The sequence below is a fragment of the Halomonas sp. SSL-5 genome, assembly GCF_030708455.1.
Lineage (GTDB): Bacteria > Pseudomonadota > Gammaproteobacteria > Pseudomonadales > Halomonadaceae > Halomonas.
In genome coordinates this window covers 247745-266268 of sequence record NZ_JAUYWF010000005.1, presented here as the reverse complement: position 1 = coordinate 266268, position 18524 = coordinate 247745, and the positions used below count along the sequence as shown (strand labels likewise).

At 68.7% G+C, this 18524-nt stretch carries 17 protein-coding genes; 12 read left to right on the top strand and 5 right to left on the bottom strand.

Annotated features, from left to right (window positions below; translation table 11 throughout):
• Positions 1-435: 435 nt before the first annotated feature.
• Positions 436-1635 carry a tyrosine--tRNA ligase gene (gene tyrS, locus RAN53_RS08150; protein WP_305796315.1) on the bottom strand — a complete coding sequence of 400 codons (1200 nt, stop codon included), beginning with the start codon at positions 1633-1635 and terminating at the stop codon, positions 436-438.
• 114 nt (positions 1636-1749) lie between these two features.
• Here tyrS and RAN53_RS08145 point away from each other — a divergent pair, with 114 nt between their 5' ends.
• Positions 1750-2904 carry an anhydro-N-acetylmuramic acid kinase gene (locus RAN53_RS08145; protein WP_305796314.1) on the top strand — a complete coding sequence of 385 codons (1155 nt, stop codon included), beginning with the start codon at positions 1750-1752 and terminating at the stop codon, positions 2902-2904.
• Positions 2905-2916: 12 nt separating this feature from the next.
• Here the strand turns inward: RAN53_RS08145 and RAN53_RS08140 are convergent, their stop codons facing one another.
• Both RAN53_RS08140 and RAN53_RS08135 read right to left on the bottom strand, forming a co-directional pair.
• Positions 2917-4062, bottom strand: coding sequence for a PilT/PilU family type 4a pilus ATPase (locus RAN53_RS08140; protein ID WP_305796313.1), 1146 nt, complete (start codon positions 4060-4062; stop codon positions 2917-2919).
• 49 nt (positions 4063-4111) lie between these two features.
• Complete coding sequence (locus RAN53_RS08135) at positions 4112-5140, bottom strand: type IV pilus twitching motility protein PilT (RefSeq protein ID WP_305796312.1); 1029 nt, start codon at positions 5138-5140, stop codon at positions 4112-4114.
• A gap of 62 nt (positions 5141-5202) precedes the next feature.
• Between RAN53_RS08135 and RAN53_RS08130 the strand changes: the two genes are divergently transcribed.
• The 6 genes from RAN53_RS08130 to RAN53_RS08105 are packed head-to-tail and all read left to right on the top strand — an operon-like array spanning position 5203 to position 9708.
• The gene (locus tag RAN53_RS08130; protein WP_305796311.1) at positions 5203-5910 is read left to right on the top strand and encodes a YggS family pyridoxal phosphate-dependent enzyme; all 708 of its coding nucleotides are present in this window, start codon (positions 5203-5205) and stop codon (positions 5908-5910) included.
• A gap of 57 nt (positions 5911-5967) precedes the next feature.
• Positions 5968-6792: a pyrroline-5-carboxylate reductase gene (gene proC, locus RAN53_RS08125; protein WP_305796310.1), complete on the top strand. Its 825-nt coding sequence runs from the start codon at positions 5968-5970 to the stop codon at positions 6790-6792.
• Positions 6793-6847: 55 nt separating this feature from the next.
• Entirely contained in the window at positions 6848-7441 is a 594-nt protein-coding gene (locus RAN53_RS08120) for a YggT family protein (protein ID WP_305796309.1), read from the top strand.
• Between the two features lie 45 nt (positions 7442-7486).
• On the top strand, positions 7487-8644 hold the full coding sequence (gene metX, locus RAN53_RS08115) for a homoserine O-succinyltransferase MetX (RefSeq protein ID WP_305796308.1): 1158 nt from the start codon (positions 7487-7489) through the stop codon (positions 8642-8644).
• Positions 8641-9237, top strand: coding sequence for a methionine biosynthesis protein MetW (metW, locus tag RAN53_RS08110; RefSeq protein WP_305796307.1), 597 nt, complete (start codon positions 8641-8643; stop codon positions 9235-9237). Before metX ends, metW begins: the two co-directional genes overlap by 4 nt.
• A gap of 15 nt (positions 9238-9252) precedes the next feature.
• Positions 9253-9708 (top strand): DUF4426 domain-containing protein, encoded by a 456-nt coding sequence (locus RAN53_RS08105; RefSeq protein WP_305796306.1) that lies wholly within the window; start codon positions 9253-9255, stop codon positions 9706-9708.
• A gap of 24 nt (positions 9709-9732) precedes the next feature.
• Here RAN53_RS08105 and sfsA read toward each other — a convergent pair whose 3' ends face one another.
• The gene (sfsA, locus tag RAN53_RS08100) at positions 9733-10491 is read right to left on the bottom strand and encodes a DNA/RNA nuclease SfsA (RefSeq protein ID WP_305796305.1); all 759 of its coding nucleotides are present in this window, start codon (positions 10489-10491) and stop codon (positions 9733-9735) included.
• Positions 10492-10503: 12 nt separating this feature from the next.
• Positions 10504-11664 carry a pyridoxal phosphate-dependent aminotransferase gene (locus RAN53_RS08095; protein WP_305796304.1) on the bottom strand — a complete coding sequence of 387 codons (1161 nt, stop codon included), beginning with the start codon at positions 11662-11664 and terminating at the stop codon, positions 10504-10506.
• A 237-nt stretch (positions 11665-11901) separates the two neighbouring features.
• On the opposite strand from RAN53_RS08095, the gene dksA reads away from it, so the two are divergent.
• The 5 genes from dksA to RAN53_RS08070 all read left to right on the top strand — a co-directional run bounded on the left by dksA (position 11902) and on the right by RAN53_RS08070 (position 17838).
• Positions 11902-12339, top strand: a complete 438-nt coding sequence (dksA, locus tag RAN53_RS08090) for an RNA polymerase-binding protein DksA (protein ID WP_305796303.1) — start codon at positions 11902-11904, stop codon at positions 12337-12339.
• Positions 12340-12429: 90 nt separating this feature from the next.
• Positions 12430-13323 carry a tRNA glutamyl-Q(34) synthetase GluQRS gene (gene gluQRS / locus RAN53_RS08085; protein WP_305796302.1) on the top strand — a complete coding sequence of 298 codons (894 nt, stop codon included), beginning with the start codon at positions 12430-12432 and terminating at the stop codon, positions 13321-13323.
• 24 nt (positions 13324-13347) lie between these two features.
• Positions 13348-13524, top strand: a complete 177-nt coding sequence (locus tag RAN53_RS08080; RefSeq protein WP_305796301.1) for a hypothetical protein — start codon at positions 13348-13350, stop codon at positions 13522-13524.
• Positions 13514-16447 (top strand): ATP-binding protein, encoded by a 2934-nt coding sequence (locus RAN53_RS08075; RefSeq protein ID WP_305796300.1) that lies wholly within the window; start codon positions 13514-13516, stop codon positions 16445-16447. Before RAN53_RS08080 ends, RAN53_RS08075 begins: the two co-directional genes overlap by 11 nt.
• The gene (locus RAN53_RS08070) at positions 16444-17838 is read left to right on the top strand and encodes a sigma-54-dependent transcriptional regulator (protein WP_305796299.1); all 1395 of its coding nucleotides are present in this window, start codon (positions 16444-16446) and stop codon (positions 17836-17838) included. Before RAN53_RS08075 ends, RAN53_RS08070 begins: the two co-directional genes overlap by 4 nt.
• Positions 17839-18524 lie beyond the last annotated feature (686 nt).

The window sequence follows — 18524 nt, the reverse complement described above, 5'->3', positions numbered from 1 at the left end:
AAGCGCCCACATGAATTACCTGATCGATTGTTAAAGAGCGGCTTCGAACTCTGTCGAGTGAAGCGTCTCGCTTGCTGCCGGCCGGAGCGAACTCCGTGTCGTCAGCGCCCTGCGAGGAAGGCGTATTCTACCGTTTCGCTCGGCGGTGTCAAGCGGTGTCTGGCGAAGCGTGCTTGCCGTGACTGCTGACCGCCCCACCTCACCGAGGTGGCTGCGAAAGCGTGGCGCATATTCTACCGAACATGCCGTGATTGTCAATCGGAATGTTTCGAAGCGATTCGACCCGTTTCAAAAATATTCCATGCAGAACAATCACTTCTGCCATTTCCACCGCCTGCAACGTTTGCCCGTCGCCGGCAGCGGATGCGTACTTTACGGCTTTCCCCGGCGGCGCGCAATACCTTCGGATAAAAAGTTTCGGGAGCATGACACTCCCTACTTGAGCACGACCCGAGCGTAGCGCTTCTTGCCCGCCTGGATCACATAGCTGTGGCCGGTATTCAGCATATGGTCGCGCTGGACGACGTCGCCATCCACCTTGACCCGGCCATTGCCGAGCATGTCCTTGGCCTGGGCACTGTTCTTCGTCAGCCCGGCGCGGTTGAGCACGGCGGCGATGGGCGCCTGGGCGCCGCCCTCGAAGTCCACCTCGATCTCCGGGAGGTCCTCGGGGAGCTCGCCCTCGGCCAGCTGGTTGCCGGCGGAGCGGTGGGCATTGGCCGCCGCTTCCTCGCCGTGGTAGCGACCGATCAGCTCACGGGCCAGCACCATCTTGATGTCGCGCGGGTTGGCACCTGCCTCCACATCGCGCTTGAGCGCCTCGATCTCCTCGTTGGGCTTGAGGGAGAGCAACTCGAAGTAGCGCCACATCAGGCTGTCGGGCATCGAGACCAGCTTGTTGAACATCGCCCCCGGCGCCTCGTCGACGCCCACGTAGTTGTCCAGCGACTTGGACATCTTCTGCACGCCGTCGAGCCCCTCGAGCAACGGCATGGTGATCACCACCTGGGGCTCCATGCCGAAGTGCTTCTGGATCTCGCGCCCCATCAGCAGGTTGAACTTCTGGTCGGTGCCGCCCAGCTCGATATCCGCCTCCAGGGCCACGGAGTCGTAGCCCTGGACCAGCGGATAGAGGAACTCGTGGATGGATATCGACTGACCGCCCTTGTAGCGCTTCTCGAAGTCGTCACGCTCGAGCATGCGAGCCACGGTGCTCTGACCGGCCAGCTCGATCATGTCGGCGGCGCTCATGGCGGTGAACCACTCGGAGTTGAAGCGCACCTCGGTCTTCTTGGGGTCGAGGATCTTGAACACCTGCTCCTTGTAGGTCTGGGCGTTGGCCTTGACCTCCTCCTCGGTGAGGGGCTTGCGGGTGACGTTCTTGCCGGTGGGGTCGCCGATGCGGCCGGTGAAGTCGCCGATCAGGAAGACGATCTCATGCCCCAGATCCTGGAACTGGCGCATCTTGGTCAGCAACACGCTGTGGCCCAGGTGCAGGTCGGGGGCGGTAGGGTCGAAGCCTGCCTTGATGCGCAGCTTGCGCCCGGACTCCAGCTTCTTGACCAGCTCCTCTTCCAGCAGGATCTCCTGGGTTCCCCGCTTCAGCAGCGCCAGCGCGCTCGCCACATCGCTCATCGTCTCCTACTCCACGTATCAGGTTGCCCGGCCCCGTCGGGGCCATCGAATGGGGCAGGATGGTAGCATGAGTCGACGCTTCGCGCTGACGCCACACTGCCCCGGGAGACCGCCATGCCTCTTTATATCGGCCTGATGTCCGGCACCAGCCTGGACGGCATCGATGCCGCCCTGGTGGAGATCGATGACGGGCCAGCCGGGGACCACCCCCGCCTGCTCGCCAGCCACGCCGAGCCGATGCCGGCAACGCTGCGCACGCTGCTCTGGGAGCTCTGCCACGCCCATCGCGCCAGCTTCGCCGAACTGGCGGCGGCCGAGGAGGCCTTCTGCCGGCTCCAGGCAGAGGCCGTGGCCGCACTGCTGACCGCCAGCGGAACGCCGCGCGAGGCGGTGGCGGCCATCGGCAGCCATGGCCAGACCATCGAGCACGCGCCCTATGGCCATGCGGATGGGGGCCATGCCAGCGGGCCCGCCTATACCCTGCAGCTCGACAACCCCAGCCGACTGGCCGAACTCACCGGGATCGCCGTCGTGGCCGACTTCCGGCGTCGCGACCTGGCGGCGGGTGGCCAGGCGGCCCCGCTGGCGCCGGCCTTCCATGAGGCGCTGTTCCGGGCCCCCCACGAGTGGCGGCTGGTGCTCAACCTGGGCGGCTTCGCCAACCTGACGCTGCTGCCTCCCGACGGAGACGAACGCGCGCCGCTGGGTTTCGACTCGGGACCGGCCAACGCCCTGCTGGACGCCTGGCACGCACGCCACCGCGGCGGTGCCTTCGATGCCGATGGCGCCTGGGCCGCCTCGGGCCGGGTCGATGAGACGCTGCTGGCCCGCCTGCTGGAGGAGCCCTTCTTCCATCTTCCACCACCGCGCAGCACCGGACGCGAGCTCTTCCATCTCGACTGGCTGGCGGCGCGGCTGAGCGGGCAGGAGCGTCCCGAGGACGTGCAGGCGACCCTCGCCGAGCTGACCGCGGCGAGCGTCGCCCTGGCGGTGGAGATGGCCCGGGAGCGGTTCGATGCCCCGCCACCGGCGCGGCTGATTCCCTGTGGCGGCGGCGCCCACAATCGCGACCTGCTGGGGCGACTGGCTCGCCGCCTGCCCGAGGCGACACTAGGCGACAGCGCCGAGTGGGACTGGCCGGCCGACTGGCTGGAGGCCGGCGCCTTCGCCTGGCTGGCCTGGCGACGACTGGCCGGACTCCCGGGCAACCTGCCCAGCGTCACCGGTGCCGCCGGCCCCCGGGTACTGGGCGGGGTCTACGCCGCCTGATCGCCCAACGGTTCAGAAGTCGTCGTCACGCTTCAGTGAAAGCTGACTGGCGGCCTCCTTGGCCTGGCCGATCCCCTCGCTACCTTCCCCGCCGCCATACTTGATCATCATGCGCAGGTCGTTGGCCGAGTCGGCGTGCACCAGCGCCACCTCCTCGGAGATCTTGCCCGCCTTGAACAGGTCATAGAGGGCCTGGTCGAAGGTCTGCATGCCGAGATCCCGCGAGCGCGACATGACGTTCTTGATCTCGGAGACCTCCCCCTTGCGCACCAGGTCCCCGATCAGCGGCGACTTGAGCATGATCTCGATGGCCGGGCAGCGCCCGCCATCCAGCGTGGGCAGCAGCTGCTGGGCGACGATGGCACGCAGGTTGAGGGACAGGTCGAGCCACACCTGGGCGTGCCGCTCGATGGGGAAGAAGTTGATGATGCGATCCAGGGCCTGGTTGGCGTTGTTGGCGTGCAGCGTGGCCAGGCAGAGGTGACCGGTCTCGGCGAAGGTCAGGGCGTGCTCCATGGTCTCGCGGGTACGCACCTCGCCGATCAGGATCACGTCCGGCGCCTGGCGCAGGGTGTTCTTCAGCGCCACCTCGAAGGACTCGGTATCGATGCCCACCTCGCGCTGGTTGATGATCGCCTTCTTGTGCGGATGCACGTACTCGATGGGATCCTCGACGCTGATGATATGGCCGCCTAGTGTCTCGTTGCGCTGCTGGATCATCGACGCCAGGGTGGTCGACTTGCCGGTGCCGGTACCGCCTACCACGAACACCAGGCCGCGCTTGTTGTTGGCCAGGTCACCGAGCGTGGAGGGCAGCGACAGCTCCTCCAGGTGGGGAATCTCGAAGCCGATACGCCGGATCACCATGGCCTTCTGGTTGCGCTGCTGGAAGGCGCTGACACGGAAGCGCCCCTTGCCCTTGAGGCTGAGCGCGAAGTTGGCCTCGTGCTCGGCCTCGAAGCGCGCCATCGCCACCTCCGGAATGGTGGCGTTGACCAGTTCGTTGACCTGTTGAATGCTGAGCCCCTGCTCGCCCATGGGGGTGAGCCTGCCCGCCATCTTGATGGTCGGCGGCGCCCCCACCGAGATCAACAGATCCGAGGCGTCCTTCTGCACCATGATATCCAGCAGCTGGTTGAGCCACTCTTGAGCCGTCATCTCCCTGCTCCCTCTGCCTGTAGTGTTGTTCTGTCTCGCCCTGACTCGCTCAGATCATGCCCTTGGCCTTGGCCTGGGCCTCGTCACGAGCCACCACATTGTCCGTTACCAGCTTGGCAAGGGCGGCATCCAGAGTCTGCATGCCCAGGTTGCCACCGGTCTGGATGGCCGAGTAGATCTGCGCCACCTTGTCCTCGCGAATCAGGTTACGCACCGCCGCCGTGGCGACCAGGATCTCATGGGCCGCCACCCGACCGCCGCCCATGCGCTTGAGCAGGGTCTGGGAGACCACCGCCTGCAGCGACTCCGAGAGCATCGAGCGCACCATCGACTTCTCGTCGCCGGGGAAGACGTCGATGATCCGGTCGATGGTCTTGGCCGCGGAGGTGGTGTGCAGGGTGCCGAACACCAGGTGGCCGGTCTCGGCCGCGGTGAGCGCCAGGCGGATGGTCTCCAGGTCACGCAGCTCGCCGACCAGGATGATGTCCGGGTCCTCACGCAAGGCGCTGCGCAGCGCCGGGGCGAAACCATGGGTATCGCGGTGTACCTCGCGCTGGTTGACCAGGCAGCGCTTGCTGCGGTGGACGAACTCCACCGGATCCTCGATGGTCAGGATATGCTCGTAGCGGTTGTCGTTGATGTAATCGATCATCGCCGCCAGGGTGGTGCTCTTGCCCGAGCCGGTGGGGCCGGTGACCAGCACCAGCCCACGCGGCAGCATGGAGAGCTGGCGGAAGGTCTGCCCCATCCCCAGGTCCTCGAGGGTCAGCACCTCGGTGGGGATGGTACGGAACACCGCCCCCGCACCGCGGGCCTGGTTGAAGGCGTTGACACGGAAGCGCGAGATACCCGGCACCTCGAAGGAGAAGTCGGTCTCGAAGAACTCCTCGTAGTCGCGGCGCTGGCGATCCGCCATGATGTCGTAGATCAGCTTGCGAACCTCACGATCCTCCATGGCCGGCACGTTGAGCCGGCGGATGTCGCCATCCACGCGAATCATCGGCGGCAGGCCCGCCGAGAGATGGAGGTCGGAGGCCTTCTGCTTTGCCGAGAACGCCAGCAGTTCGGTAATATCCATGCGTTTTCCCTGTTCCCGATGGTGGTGCGTCTTGTGAGATCCAGTATGACAGAGCTTGAGACATGACGGAGCCGGTGCTCTCCGAATCCCTCGCCGCCGCCCGACAGCGCCTGGCCGATGCCCTGAGCCGTGCCGGCCGCCCGGCGGCCGATGCGCGCCTGCTGGCGGTGAGCAAGACCAAGCCCGCCGAGATGATTCGCGAGGCGTGGCACCTGGGCCAGCGCGACTTCGGCGAGAACTACCTCCAGGAGGCGCTGGACAAGCAGGAGGCGCTGGCCGACCTGGAGGGCATCGTGTGGCATTTCATCGGCCCGCTGCAATCCAACAAGACCCGCGACGTGGCCGAGCACTTCGCCTGGGTACATAGCGTAGACCGCGAGAAGATCGCCCGGCGTCTCAACGATCAACGCCCCGAGGCGCTGCCGCCCCTGGAGGTCTGCCTGCAGGTCAATATCAGCGAGGAGGCGTCGAAGTCCGGGGCGAGCCTCGACGCGCTGCCGGCGCTGGCCGAGGCGGTGCTGGCCATGCCGCGGCTGCGCCTGCGCGGGCTGATGGCGATCCCCGCCCCGGCCAGGGAGCTGAACGCCCAGCGCGTGCCCCTCGGCCGGCTGCGCCAGGCCCTCGAGGGGCTTCGCGAGCGCTTCCCCGAGGCACCGCTGGACACCCTCTCCATGGGCATGAGCGACGACCTGGAGGCCGCCGTGCTGGAGGGTGCCACCCTGGTACGCCTGGGCACCGCCATCTTCGGAGCAAGACAGCGACACGAGTGACCCAACGCCGCGGCCGCCAGCGGCGGCCGCCTCAAGCGAGTGACACAGGACATCCCCATGGCAAACCGAGTCACCTTCATCGGCGCCGGCAACATGGCCGGCGCCATCATCGGCGGCATGATCGATAGCGGCTTCGCCGCCGATGCCATCACCGCCACCTCCCCCGATGACAGCATGCTGGCCCCGCTGCGCGAGCGGCTAGGCATCCATACCAGTACCGACAACGCGGCGGCGGTGGCCGAGGCCGACGTGGTGGTACTGGCGGTCAAGCCGCAGATCATGCGTCAGGTGTGCGAGGACATGCGCGACGCCGTCCAGGCCCGCCGGCCGCTGATCGTCTCGGTGGCCGCCGGCCTGCCCGCCGAGACCCTGGAGCGCTGGCTGGGCGGCGACCTGCCGCTGGTGCGCTGCATGCCCAACACTCCCTCGCTGGTCGGCGCCGGCGCCGCCGGGCTCTACGCCAATGCCAACGTCGACGAGGCACAACGGCGCCTGGCCAGCGAGCTGATGGAGGCCGTGGGGCTGGTGGAGTGGGTCGACGACGAGGGCCTGCTGGAGGCCGTCACCGCCGTCTCCGGCAGCGCGCCCGCCTACTTCTTCCTGATGTTCGAGGCCATGGAGGAGGCCGGCGCCAACCTGGGGCTGCCCGCCGACACCGCGCGCCGCCTGGCCATGCAGACCGCCTTCGGGGCGGCGAAGATGGCCATGGCCAGCGACAGGTCACCGGCCGAGCTCAAGCGCAACGTGATGTCCCCCGGTGGCACCACCGAGCGGGCCATCGAGCACCTCGAGCAGGCCGGGCTGCGCACCGCCCTGGCCGAGGCCATGGAGGCCTGTGCGGCGCGTGCCCGCGAGATGGCCGACGAACTCGGCAAGAACTGAGCGATAGCGCAACCCCGCGCTCCGCAACTTCAAGCGAATCCTGAGGAGGGCCCTTATGGGCAGCCAACTGGGCAGCGCCGGCCTGATGCTGGTCAACACCCTGATCAATATCTATCTCTTCCTGCTGATGCTGCGCTTCCTGCTGCAGGCATCACGGGCCGACTACTTCAATCCCATCAGCCAGTCGGTGGTCAAGGTCACCCAGCCGGCGGTGCGCCCCTTCCAGGGCTTCCTGGGGCCGGTGATGGGCCGCTTCGACCTGGCCACCCTGGCCACCGGCCTGGTGATCAAGGCGGTCAGCATCGTGATCATCCTGCAGATCGCCGGTTTCGGCATGCCATCCATCGCGGGAGTCGCCATCGGCGCCGTGGCGGCGCTGGCCAACGCCATCCTCAAGATCTACTTCTTCGCCCTGATCGTGATGATCATCCTCAGCTGGGTGGCGCCCAACGCCAGCCATCCGGGGGCGCTGCTGGTCATGCAGCTGCTGGAGCCGATCATGGCACCGGTGCGCAAGGTGATCCCGCCGCTGGGCATGATCGACCTCTCGCCGATCGTCGTCTTCATCGCCATCAGCCTGATCGATGGTATCGTGGTGGCCTCGCTGACCCGCGCCGCCGGGATCGCCGGGGCCCTGGTGGGGCTCTGACGACAGCGGCGAAGCCCCCCGCAACGACTGGACACGGAAGGACTGATGCCCGAGATCGCACGCGACTCGGTCGGCCTGGTGACGCCCCAGACGGCGCACTTCGACGACCCCCTGGACCTGGCCTGCGGCATGACGCTGCCGGCCTACGACCTCGTCTACGAGACCTACGGCACCCTCAACGCCGAGCGCTCCAACGCCGTGCTGATCTGCCATGCCCTCTCGGGCCACCACCATGCCGCCGGCTACCACACCGCCGAGGAGCGCAAGCCGGGCTGGTGGGACGCCCATATCGGCCCCGGCAAGTCCATCGACACCGAGCGCTTCTTCGTGGTCTCGCTCAACAACCTCGGCGGCTGCCATGGCAGCACCGGCCCGGCCAGCGTCAACCCGCAGACCGGGCGCCTGTGGGGCCCGGAGTTCCCGATGATGACCGTGGGCGACTGGGTCCACAGCCAGGCGCGCCTGGCCGACCGCCTGGGGATCGAGCGCTTCGCCGCGGTGATCGGCGGCAGCCTGGGCGGCATGCAGGCGCTGCAGTGGACCCTGAGCTACCCGGAGCGGGTCGCCAGCGCCGCGGTGATCGCCGCCACCCCCAAGCTCTCGGCCCAGAACATCGCCTTCAACGAGGTGGCGCGCCAGGCCATCCGCTCCGACTCCGAGTTCCACGACGGCTGGTACGCCGAACACGACGCCATCCCCCGGCGGGGGCTCAAGCTGGCGCGCATGGTGGGGCATATCACCTACCTCTCCGAGGACGCCATGGGCCACAAGTTCGGCCGCGACCTGCGCAGCAACGACCTCAACTTCGGCTTCGACGTGGAGTTCCAGGTGGAGTCCTACCTGCGCTACCAGGGCGACACCTTCTCCACCTCCTTCGACGCCAACACCTACCTGCTGATGACCAAGGCGCTGGACTACTTCGACCCGGCCTCCATCCATGGCGGCGACCTGGCCCGCGCCCTGGCGCCGGCGCAGTGCCCCTTCCTTGTGGCCAGCTTCACCACCGACTGGCGCTTCCCGCCCTCGCGCTCCCGGGAACTGGTCGACGCCCTCATCCGCGCCGGCAAGTCGGTCAGCTATGTCAACATCGACTCGAGCCACGGCCACGACGCCTTCCTGATGCCCGAGCCTCGCTACCAGGCGGTGTTTGCCGCCTTCATGTCGCGGGTCGCCCGGGACCTGGGCCTGGAGGAACGCCCATGAACCGCCCGGACTTCAAGCGGATCCACGAGTGGGTGCCGGCCGGCGCCCATATCCTCGACCTGGCCTGCGGCGACGGCACCCTGCTCGCCGCCCTGGCCCGCGACAAGGGGGTCACCGGCTACGGCCTGGAGATCGACCCCGACGGCATCACCGCCTGCATCGCCCGCGGCGTCAATGTCATCGAGCAGAACCTCGACGACGGGCTGGCCAACTTCGAGGATGGCGCCTGTGACCTGGTGGTGATGACCCAGGCCCTGCAGGCCCTGCGCCGCCCCGACCGCGCCCTCGACGAGATGTTGCGCGTCGCCGGCGAGGCGATCATCACCTTTCCCAACTTCGCCTACTGGCGGCATCGGGTCCACCTGGGCATCCGCGGTTACATGCCGGTCTCCAAGTCGCTGCCCCACGCCTGGTACGACACCCCCAACATCCATCTGTCGACCTTCAACGACTTTGAACAACTCTGCCGCGACAAGGGTCTGATCATCGTCGACCGGGCGGTGGGCATCGGCGATCACGAGGGGCACTGGACCTCGCGGCTGTGGCCCAACCTGTTCGGCGAGATCGCGATCTTCCGGGTCACCCGCGGCTGAACGAAGGAGAAGACGATGAAGCGAGGCATCCTGAGCGCCCTGCTGACGGGCGCATTGACGCTGCTGGCAGGCCAGGCCGCCGCCCAGCAGTTCGAGCAGGTGGGCGACGTCCAGATCCACTACAGCGCGGTGAGCACCAGCTTCCTGCCCGAGGCGGTGGCTCGCGAACACCAGATCCAGCGCAGCCCGGCGATGGCACTGCTCAACGTCAGCGTGCTCGAGGAGCGCGAAGACGGCACCACCCGCAGCGTGCCCGCCAGAGTCGATGGCCGGGTCGGCGGTGTGGCCGAGGATGACGACGGCAGCCCGCTGAGCTTTCGCACCCTGCGCATCGGCGACACCCCCTCCCAGGTGGCGGTGTTCCGCATCGACGCCGACGAGCCGATGCGCTTCGCGCTGGAGGTCTACTACGACCGCAACGCCGCGCCGGCCCGGGTGAACTTCATCCAGCGCTTCTATATCGACCGCTAGGCTTGCCCGTCAGGCGGGCACGCCTCACGCGGTGAAGCGCCGCTCCAGCGCCACCGGCAGCACCTCGCCCAGGCGGATCGCCACCGGCCGCGCCCCCACGCGCAGGACCTCGCAGCGCTGCGCCAGCACCTCCACACCGCGTGTTGCTGCCTCGCGCAGCGCCCGGGCATAGGCGGGATCCAGGTGCTCGGCCGGCGCCACGTCGGCGATGCCCTCGTGGGCCACGCAGAACAGCAACACCGCACGCTGCCCTGCCGCTGCCAGTGCCATCAGCACCTCCAGATGCTTCCTGCCGCGCTCGCTCACCGCGTCGGGGAAGTAGCCGTGCCCATCGGGCTCCCTGAGCGTCACCTGCTTGACCTCCACGAAGGCCGTGCCGCGCGCGGGGTCGTCGAGGCGAAAGTCGAGTCGGGAGGCCTTCTCGCCCGCACGGGCCACCGGCGCCTCGCGCCGCAGCTCGGCATAGCCGGTCAACGACGGCACCCGGCCGGCGCGCAGCGCCTCCTCGACGATGCGGTTGGCGCGACCGGTCTGTACCGAGGCCATGGCCAGGCGGCCGTCGGGCTGAGGCAGCTCGATCAGCTCCCAGGTCCAGGCCAGCTTGCGTTTCGGGTCGTCGCTGGGCGACAGCCACACCCGGCAGCCCGGCACGTTCACCGCCCGCATGGAGCCGGTATTGGGGCAGTGGGCCACCACCTCGCGGCCATCGTCGAGGCGCACATCGGCCAGGAAGCGCTTGTAGCGCCGCAGCAACGTGCCGGGGATCAGCTCGGGATAGTTCATGCCCGCTCCCTCCTATTGGCGCGCCAGGAAGCGCTCGAGGCGGCTCACCGCCTCCTCCAGGCGCGCGACCCCGGTGGTGAAGGCGATGCGCACGTGCCGCTCACCGCCCTGCAGGGCGAAGTCGATCCCCGGGGTGATGGCGACGTTCTCCTCCTCCAGCAGGCGCCGGCAGAAGGCCTGGCTGTCATCGCTGTAGCGCGAGATGTCGAGCCACAGGTAGAAGGCGCCCTGGGGCGGCAGCGAGGGCGCCAGGCCGAGTCGCGCCAGCCCGGTCAGCAGGGCATCGCGGCGCCGGCCCAGCTCGGCCCGACGCCCCTCGAGGATCTCCCGGGCCTGCGGGGTGAAGGCGGCCAGGGCGGCGTGCTGGGCCGGGGTGGGGGCGGCCAGGAAGACGTTCTGGGCCAGCCGCGTCAGCGGCTCCACCGCCGCTTCCGGCGCCAGCAGCCAGCCCAGGCGCCAGCCGGTCATGCCGAAATACTTGGAGAAGCTGTTGACCACGAAGGCGTCCGGCGTGATCGACGCCACCGAGAGTGGCTCGAGGTCATAGCAGAGCCCCTGGTAGATCTCGTCCACCAGCAGGTGGCCGCCCCGCGCCGCCACCGTCTCGGCCACCGCCGACAGCCGACTCGCATCCAGCATATGGCCGGTGGGGTTGGAGGGCGTGGCGAGCATCGCCAGGCGGGTGGCGTCGTGCCAGTGCGCTGCGACCAGCTCGGCATCCAGCTGCCAGCCGCTCGCCGGCCCCACCGGCACGGCATCCACCTCGGCCCCGGCCAGGGCCATGAAGTGGCGGTTGCAGGGGTAGTTGGGGTCGGCCATCAGCACCCGGTCACCGGGGCCCGCCAGCAGCTGGCTGGCCAGCAGCAGCGCCCCGGAGGCGCCGGGGGTGACCAGGATGCGACGCGGATCGACCTCGGCGCCGAAATGCTCGGCGTAGTGGCCGGCGATCGCCTCACGCAGCGCCGGCAGCCCCGCCGCTGGCGTGTAGCGGGTATGCCCCGCGGCCAGCGCCGCCTGGCCGGCGGCGACCACCGGCTCGGGAGTCGCGAAGTCCGGCTCGCCCACCTCCAGATGGATCACGTCATGGCCGGCCGCCTCGCGGGCCTGGGCGGTTTCCAGCAGGCTCATCACCCGGAAGGGGGCGATACGATCGATACGCGGGCTCCACGCCATGGTCGAACTCCTCGGAAACGGATTTAGGGCACCGGGAGCCTGAACTCCTCAGCGCGGTCAAAGCGTTAAGGTCAACAAGCTGCCAGTGTAGCGACTTTGGTGGCAAGAACGCAGCCACAGGCGGGGGTAAGCTTGCAAAGCCCGGGATTATCGGCTAAACAAGCAGGCCTTTGGCGTGAGATACCTTGCATCGCGGCGGGTATTGATCAGCAGTCACTCAAGTAACGAGGCAGTCCCATGCCAGTAGCCGACAAGAAAATGGAAGCGCCCAAGAAGTTCACCCCCTACGAGCCGGCGGCGGGTGAGGAGTACATGAACGAGACGCAGCTGGAGCACTTCCGTCAGATCCTGCTGGGCTGGAAGCAGGAACTCATGGAAGAGGTCGACCGCACCGTGCGCCACCTGCAGGAAGAGGCGAACAACTACGCCGACCCGGCCGACCGCGCCACCCAGGAGGAGGGCTTCAGCCTGGAGCTGCGTACCCGAGATCGCGAGCGCAAGCTGCTCAAGAAGATCAACGAGACCCTCGACAAGATCGACGAGGACGATTACGGCTTCTGCGAGGCCTGCGGCGTCGAGATCGGCATTCGCCGGCTGGAGGCCCGGCCCACGGCCACCCTGTGCGTCGACTGCAAGACGCTGGCCGAGCTCAAGGAAAAGCAGCTGGGCGGCTGAGCCAGGCATGTCGATGCCCCGACTCTCCCCCCGCAACGGGCACCTCAGGGTGCCCGTTGGCATGTCGGACACCCGACGCCTGGGTCATCCATGAGCCACTACCGCGGACGCTTCGCCCCCACCCCCTCCGGGCCGCTGCACTTCGGCTCGCTGGTGGCGGCCCTGGCCAGCTTCCTGGATGCCCGCCGCGCCGGCGGCGAGTGGCTGCTGCGCATCGAGGACATCGATCCGCCGCGCTGCCCGGCCGGCGCCGCCGACGCGATCCTGCGCCAGCTCACGGCCTTCGGCCTGCACTGGGACGGCCCGGTGCTCTGGCAGCACAATCGCGGCGACGCCTACCAGGCCGCCCTCGAGCGGCTGGCCGGGCTGGGCCTCGCCTACCCCTGCAGCTGCTCACGCAGGCAGTGGCGCGACCATCCGGTCTACCCCGGCTGGTGCCGCGACGGCGTGTGCGAGCCCGACAAGCCGGTGGCCTGGCGGCTGCGCAGCGACCTGGGGTTGCGCCCAGTGATATGGCAGGATCGCCTGTTCGGCGAACAGCGCTTCGACCCGGCCGAGCTCGGCGACGTGGTGCTCAAGCGCAAGGATGGCCTGTGGGCCTATCAGCTCGCCGTGGTGGTGGACGACGCCGACCAGGGCATCGGCGACGTGGTGCGCGGCTTCGACCTGCTCGACAACACTCCTTGGCAGCGCCAGCTGCAGCACGCCCTGGGCCTTCCCGAGCCGCGCTACCTGCACCTGCCGCTGATCACCGGCGACGGCGGTCAGAAGCTCTCCAAGCAGAACCTGGCACCGCCCCTGCCCACCGACGATGCCGCGGTGCGCCCGCTGCTCCACGCCGCCCTGGCGGCGCTGGACCAGGCCCCGCCGGAAGCCCTGGCCACCGCCCCGGTGGCCGAGCAGCTCGCCTGGGCCGTGGAGGCCTGGTCGGTGGCACGCATCCGCCCGCTGGCCGAACGTCCGCTCACCGACTCGCCGGGGTAACGCGGTGAAAGAGAGGGAGGCACCATGTACGTCTATCGGCTGATGCTGTTCCTGGTACTCGGCGGCTACCTGCTCTCGCCGCTGATCATGAGCGGCTGGGCCACGCCCGGCGTCGCCTGGTACCGGCCCTTCGTCATCTGGGGGGTACTGATCGCCCTGACCCTGTGGCTGGAGCAGAAGAGGAAGCTCGATGAACGCTAGCCTGGCCGGCATGCTCGGCGTGGGGGGCGGCTTCCTGTTGCTGCTCTGGCTCTGCGCCCTGGCCGTGGATCGCGGTTGGATCTCCACGCGGATCACCCGCCACCCGCTGGTCTACGCCCTGGCGCTGGGGGTCTATGCCAGTGCCTGGGCGATCTATGGCAGCCTGGAGCTGGCCGCCACCTCCGGCTACGGCTACCTGACCTACTACCTGGGCGTGGCCGGTGCCTTCCTGCTGGCGCCGGTGCTGCTGGTACCGATCCAGCGCCTGGTGCGCACCCATCAGCTGGCCTCCCTGGCCGACCTCTTCGCCTTTCGCTACCGCTCGCGCTGGGTCGGCACCCTGATCACCCTGGTCAGCCTGCTGGCGGTGCTGCCGCTGCTGGCGCTGCAGGTGCAGACCATGGGCAACGCCATCTACCTGATGACCGGCGCCGCCTCGCCGGCCACGCTGGCACTGGTCTTCTGCGTGCTGCTGGCGCTGTTCGACATGACCTTCGTGGGCCGGCGGCGCATTGATGGCCGACACGATAGCCTGCTGGCGGTGATGGCGCTCTCCTCGCTGATCAAGCTGTCCGCCATGCTCGGCCTCGGGGGCTTCGCCCTGTTCGCGGTGTTCGATGGCCCCGCCGATGTCCAGGCCTGGCTCGAGGGTCCGGGCCAGGCCTTCCAGGCCAGCGTGGTGCAGACCGACCCGGCCCACTGGCGCTCGCTGCTGCTGCTGTTCTTCGCCGGCCTGCTGATGCCCCACATCTTCCATCTGGTGTTCGCCGAGACCCGCTCGCGCCACACCCTGCTGCAGGCCAGCTGGGCGCTGCCGCTGTTCCTGCTGCTGATGGCGCTGCCGGTCCCGCTGATCCTGTGGGCGGGTCAGCGCCTGGGCGCCGATGCTCCCCTGGGTACCGCCTACCTGGCGTTCGGCCTCTCCGAATCGGTGGGGCTCCAGGCCCTGGCCTTCCTCGCCGGCCTGGCCGCCACCAGCGCCACCACGCTGCTGATCGCCCTGGCGCTGTCGGGCATGCTGGTCAATCACGTCTTCCTGGTGGCGCATCCTCCCGAGGCCCACCACGACCTCTACCGCTGGCTGCGCTGGCTGCGCCGCGGCCTGGTCACCGCCGTGGTACTCGGCGGCTGGCTGTTCTACCGCATCGTCGGCGTGCACCATGACCTGACCAGCCTGGGGCTGGCCGCCTTCGTCGGCATGGCGCAGTGCCTGCCCGGCCTGCTGGCCCTGCTCTACTGGCCGGGTGCCAACCGGCGAGGCATGCTGGCCGGGCTGGCCAGCGGCATCCTGGTGTGGCTCGTGGGGCTGTGGCTGCCGCTGCTCACCGGGCTACCCGCCCTGGTGCTGATCCCTCCCGGGGGCGAGGCGCTGGCCGGCGAGCCCACCTGGTACACGGTGACCCTGGTCTCACTGGCGAGCAACGCCCTGGTCCTGATCGTGGTCTCCCTGGCGACTCGGACCTCCGAGGGAGAGCGCGCCGCCGCCGAGGCCTGCTCGGTGGACGCGGTGATCCGCCCCAAGCGCCTGCCGCTGGAGGCCGCCAACGGCGAGGCGTTCAAGGCGTCCCTGGCCCATGCCCTGGGCGAATCGGTGGCGGCACGCGAGGTGGATCACGCCCTGGACGACCTGGGGCTGTCGCCGCAGGATGGCCGCCCCTATGTTCTGCGTCGGCTGCGCGACCGCCTGCAGGCCAACCTCTCGGGGCTGATGGGCCCCTCGGTGGCCCAGGATATCGTCGACCGCTACCTGCCCTACCGCCAGGACGGCCCCGGCGCCACCGAGGACATCCACTTCGTGGAGAGCCGCCTGGAGGCCTACCGCTCGCGGCTCACCGGGCTGGCCCGTGAGCTCGACGGCCTGCGCCGCTACCACCGCCGCACCCTGACCCGGCTGCCGGTAGGGCTGTGCGCCTTCGGCGAGGATGGAGAGCTGCTGATGTGGAACGATGCCCTGGCCCGGCTCTCGGGCATCGAGGGCGCCAGCGTGATCGGCTCGCGGCGCGAGAGCCTGCCCGCCCCCTGGGGCGAGCTGCTGGGGCGCAGCATCGCCGCGCCCGACAGTCACCTCTACAAGCAGCCGGTCACCCTGGGCGGTACCACCCGCTACCTGAGCCTGCACAAGGCCGCCCTGGAGGGCAGCGACAGCGACCCCGGCGGCATGGTGATCCTGGTCGAGGATCACAGCGAGATGAAGTGGCTGGAGGACGAGCTGGTCCACGCCGCCCGCCTGGCCTCCATCGGTCAACTGGCCGCCGGCGTGGCCCACGAGATCGGCAACCCCATCACCGGCATCTCGTCGCTGGCCCAGAACCTGCGCTACGAGACCGACGACCCCGAGGTGCTGGAGACCACCGAGCAGATCCAGCAGCTCACCGATCGCGTCTCGCGCATCGTCTCCTCGCTGGTGGGCTTCGCCCATGGCGGGCGTCACCTGGCCGGCCGCGAGCTCGCCCCGGTGGGCATCGCCGAGGTGGTCGACGAGGCCATTCACTTGATCCATCTCGCCCGCTCGAGGGAGGATGTCCGCTTCGACAATCGCTGCCCGGCGGCGGAGCGCGTCGAGGGCGACGCCCAGCGCCTGCTGCAGGTGATGGTCAACCTGCTGGGCAACGCCCGCGACGCCAGCGGCCCCGGGGATGGCGTGACCATCGAGGCCGTCCCCGAGGGCTCGGGGTTGAGGATCAGCGTCACCGATGAGGGGGCCGGCATCGACCCGAGCATGCGCGACCACCTCTTCGAGCCCTTCACCACCACCAAGCCCCCCGGCGAAGGCACCGGTCTCGGCCTGCCGCTGGTCTACAGCATCGTCGCCGAGCACCACGGCAGCCTGGAAGTCGAGTCGCCACCACCGGGAAGCGAGCGTGGCACCCGCATCAGTCTGTGGCTGCCGCGCCACCAGAAGGAGGGTGAGACACCCCGATGAGCCGGATCCTGATCGTAGAAGATGAAGCCATCATCCGCAGCGCACTGCGCCGGCTGCTCGAGCGCCACGACTATCGGGTCGACGAGGCCGGATCGGTCGCCGATGCCATGGCCCTGGATCCGCAGCGCTTCGACCTGGTGATCAGCGATCTGCGCCTGCCGGGCGAGCCCGGCACCGAACTGATCGCCCGCGCCGCCCCGGTGCCGGTGTTGATCATGACCAGCTATGCCAGCATGCGCTCCGCCGTGGACGCCCTCAAGCTGGGCGCCGTGGATTACGTGGCCAAGCCCTTCGACCACGACGAGCTGCTCGAGACCGTGGCCCGGGTGCTCCACCAGCAGGGCAGCCTGGGCGCCGAGCCCCCCGACGTCGCGGCGCCCGATGGCCAGGCACGGCCGATGATCGGCCACTGCGAGGCGATGCAGCGGGTCTACGCGCGGATCCGCAAGACCGCCCCGGCCGATGTCACCGTGCTGATCCAGGGCGAGTCCGGCACCGGCAAGGAGCTGGTGGCCCGCGCCCTGCACCAGCAGAGCAAGCGCGACCAGGCGCCGCTAATCTGCGTCAACTGCGCGGCAATTCCCGAGACGCTGATCGAGTCGGAGCTGTTCGGCCACGAGAAGGGCGCCTTCACTGGGGCCAGTGCGGCACGCACCGGCCTGGTGGAGGCCGCCGACGGCGGCACCCTGTTCCTCGATGAGATCGGCGAACTGCCCCTGGACGCCCAGGCACGGCTGCTGCGCGTGCTCCAGGAGGGCGAGATCCGCAAGATCGGCTCGGTGGAGACACGCCACGTCGACGTGCGCCTGATCGCCGCCACCCACCGCGACCTCCAGGCGCTGTCGAAGACCGGCGAGTTCCGCCTCGACCTCTACTATCGTCTCAACGTCATGCAGATCGACCTGCCGCCCCTGCGCGAGCGCGAGGACGACGTGCTGCTGATCGCCGACACCCTGCTGGAGAAGGCCTGTCGGCGCCATGAGCGCGAGGGGCTGCGCCTCTCCCGGGCGGCCCGCGAGGAGATCCGCCACTATCCCTGGCCGGGCAATGTGCGCGAGCTGGAGAACGCCCTTGAGCGCGGCGTGATCCTCGCCGAGGGCCACCTGATCCACCCCGACGACCTGGGTCTCACCGCGGCCGGCGGGGCCCCGGCGGTGGCGCGGCGCCCGCCCCCCTCCCCGGAGGCGCCCGCCGACGACAAGGAGGGGAGCGCGCCCGAGGATGACCTCTCCCTGGAGGACTACTTCCAGCACTTCGTGCTGGAGCATCAGGACCATATGAGCGAGACCGAGCTGGCCCAGAAGCTCGGCATCAGCCGCAAGTCGCTCTGGGAGCGGCGCCAGCGCCTCGGCATCCCCCGCAAGAAGAGCCCTCGCCGCAAGGCCGACTGATTCCTGCCCCCCTGCTGACCAGGCCGAGACCACCCTTCGCCCGGCCAGGGCGTACTCGAAGCGGGGCGCCTTAGACCAAGGTGCAAGCCCCCTCCCTCGGCCGCCCGCCGGGCCCTCGCCCCACGTGTCGGGCCGGCCACGCACCATTTGTTACCGTCCCACACAGACAGGGCCCCAATACGGTGCCATCCGGGTAACACTCACCCCTCCACCCGGCGATGCCCTGCCCACCCACCAATGCAACTAGCTGAATAAAATAGAAAAAACAAAGCCTGGCATGTCGCCTGCTATATAACAGGACAAGAAAAACAACTTCCGTCGTCATCCGCTGCCCGCCACAACAACAACAGCGCAGCCCGGATGACACTGGCCCACGACCGCCTTGCCAAGAACAATTCCAGGCGATGTGGGCCAGTGCCGCTAGCGGCACGAAACCAACAAGAACAATGGATTGACGTGCCCGGCCCCTCGGCCCGAACAACAACAGCAGCCCGAGGCACCGGAAGACTCAGGACGCGACGCGCCAGCCACGCCCACAACAAGAACAACGGGCACGCGAGGCGCACCCCCGGAAACAACACCAAGACGCCGGGGGAAGGCAGATTCACTGCCGTCGTGGTTGGATTATTGTTTTGAATACGAGGCGGTTACCCCCGGGAGCGCCAACAAGGATAACAACACTGCTT

Coding starts and splice junctions, on each gene's coding strand:
- RAN53_RS08145 (WP_305796314.1), top strand. CDS start 1,750: ATGCCTCTTTATATCGGCCTGATGTCCGGCACCAGCCTGGACGGCATC.
- gluQRS (WP_305796302.1), top strand. CDS start 12,430: ATGAGCCACTACCGCGGACGCTTCGCCCCCACCCCCTCCGGGCCGCTG.
- RAN53_RS08135 (WP_305796312.1), bottom strand. CDS start 5,140: ATGGATATTACCGAACTGCTGGCGTTCTCGGCAAAGCAGAAGGCCTCC.
- RAN53_RS08075 (WP_305796300.1), top strand. CDS start 13,514: ATGAACGCTAGCCTGGCCGGCATGCTCGGCGTGGGGGGCGGCTTCCTG.
- RAN53_RS08095 (WP_305796304.1), bottom strand. CDS start 11,664: ATGGCGTGGAGCCCGCGTATCGATCGTATCGCCCCCTTCCGGGTGATG.
- tyrS (WP_305796315.1), bottom strand. CDS start 1,635: ATGAGCGATGTGGCGAGCGCGCTGGCGCTGCTGAAGCGGGGAACCCAG.
- metW (WP_305796307.1), top strand. CDS start 8,641: ATGAACCGCCCGGACTTCAAGCGGATCCACGAGTGGGTGCCGGCCGGC.
- RAN53_RS08080 (WP_305796301.1), top strand. CDS start 13,348: ATGTACGTCTATCGGCTGATGCTGTTCCTGGTACTCGGCGGCTACCTG.
- RAN53_RS08105 (WP_305796306.1), top strand. CDS start 9,253: ATGAAGCGAGGCATCCTGAGCGCCCTGCTGACGGGCGCATTGACGCTG.
- proC (WP_305796310.1), top strand. CDS start 5,968: ATGGCAAACCGAGTCACCTTCATCGGCGCCGGCAACATGGCCGGCGCC.
- dksA (WP_305796303.1), top strand. CDS start 11,902: ATGCCAGTAGCCGACAAGAAAATGGAAGCGCCCAAGAAGTTCACCCCC.
- sfsA (WP_305796305.1), bottom strand. CDS start 10,491: ATGAACTATCCCGAGCTGATCCCCGGCACGTTGCTGCGGCGCTACAAG.
- RAN53_RS08070 (WP_305796299.1), top strand. CDS start 16,444: ATGAGCCGGATCCTGATCGTAGAAGATGAAGCCATCATCCGCAGCGCA.
- metX (WP_305796308.1), top strand. CDS start 7,487: ATGCCCGAGATCGCACGCGACTCGGTCGGCCTGGTGACGCCCCAGACG.
- RAN53_RS08130 (WP_305796311.1), top strand. CDS start 5,203: ATGACGGAGCCGGTGCTCTCCGAATCCCTCGCCGCCGCCCGACAGCGC.
- RAN53_RS08140 (WP_305796313.1), bottom strand. CDS start 4,062: ATGACGGCTCAAGAGTGGCTCAACCAGCTGCTGGATATCATGGTGCAG.
- RAN53_RS08120 (WP_305796309.1), top strand. CDS start 6,848: ATGGGCAGCCAACTGGGCAGCGCCGGCCTGATGCTGGTCAACACCCTG.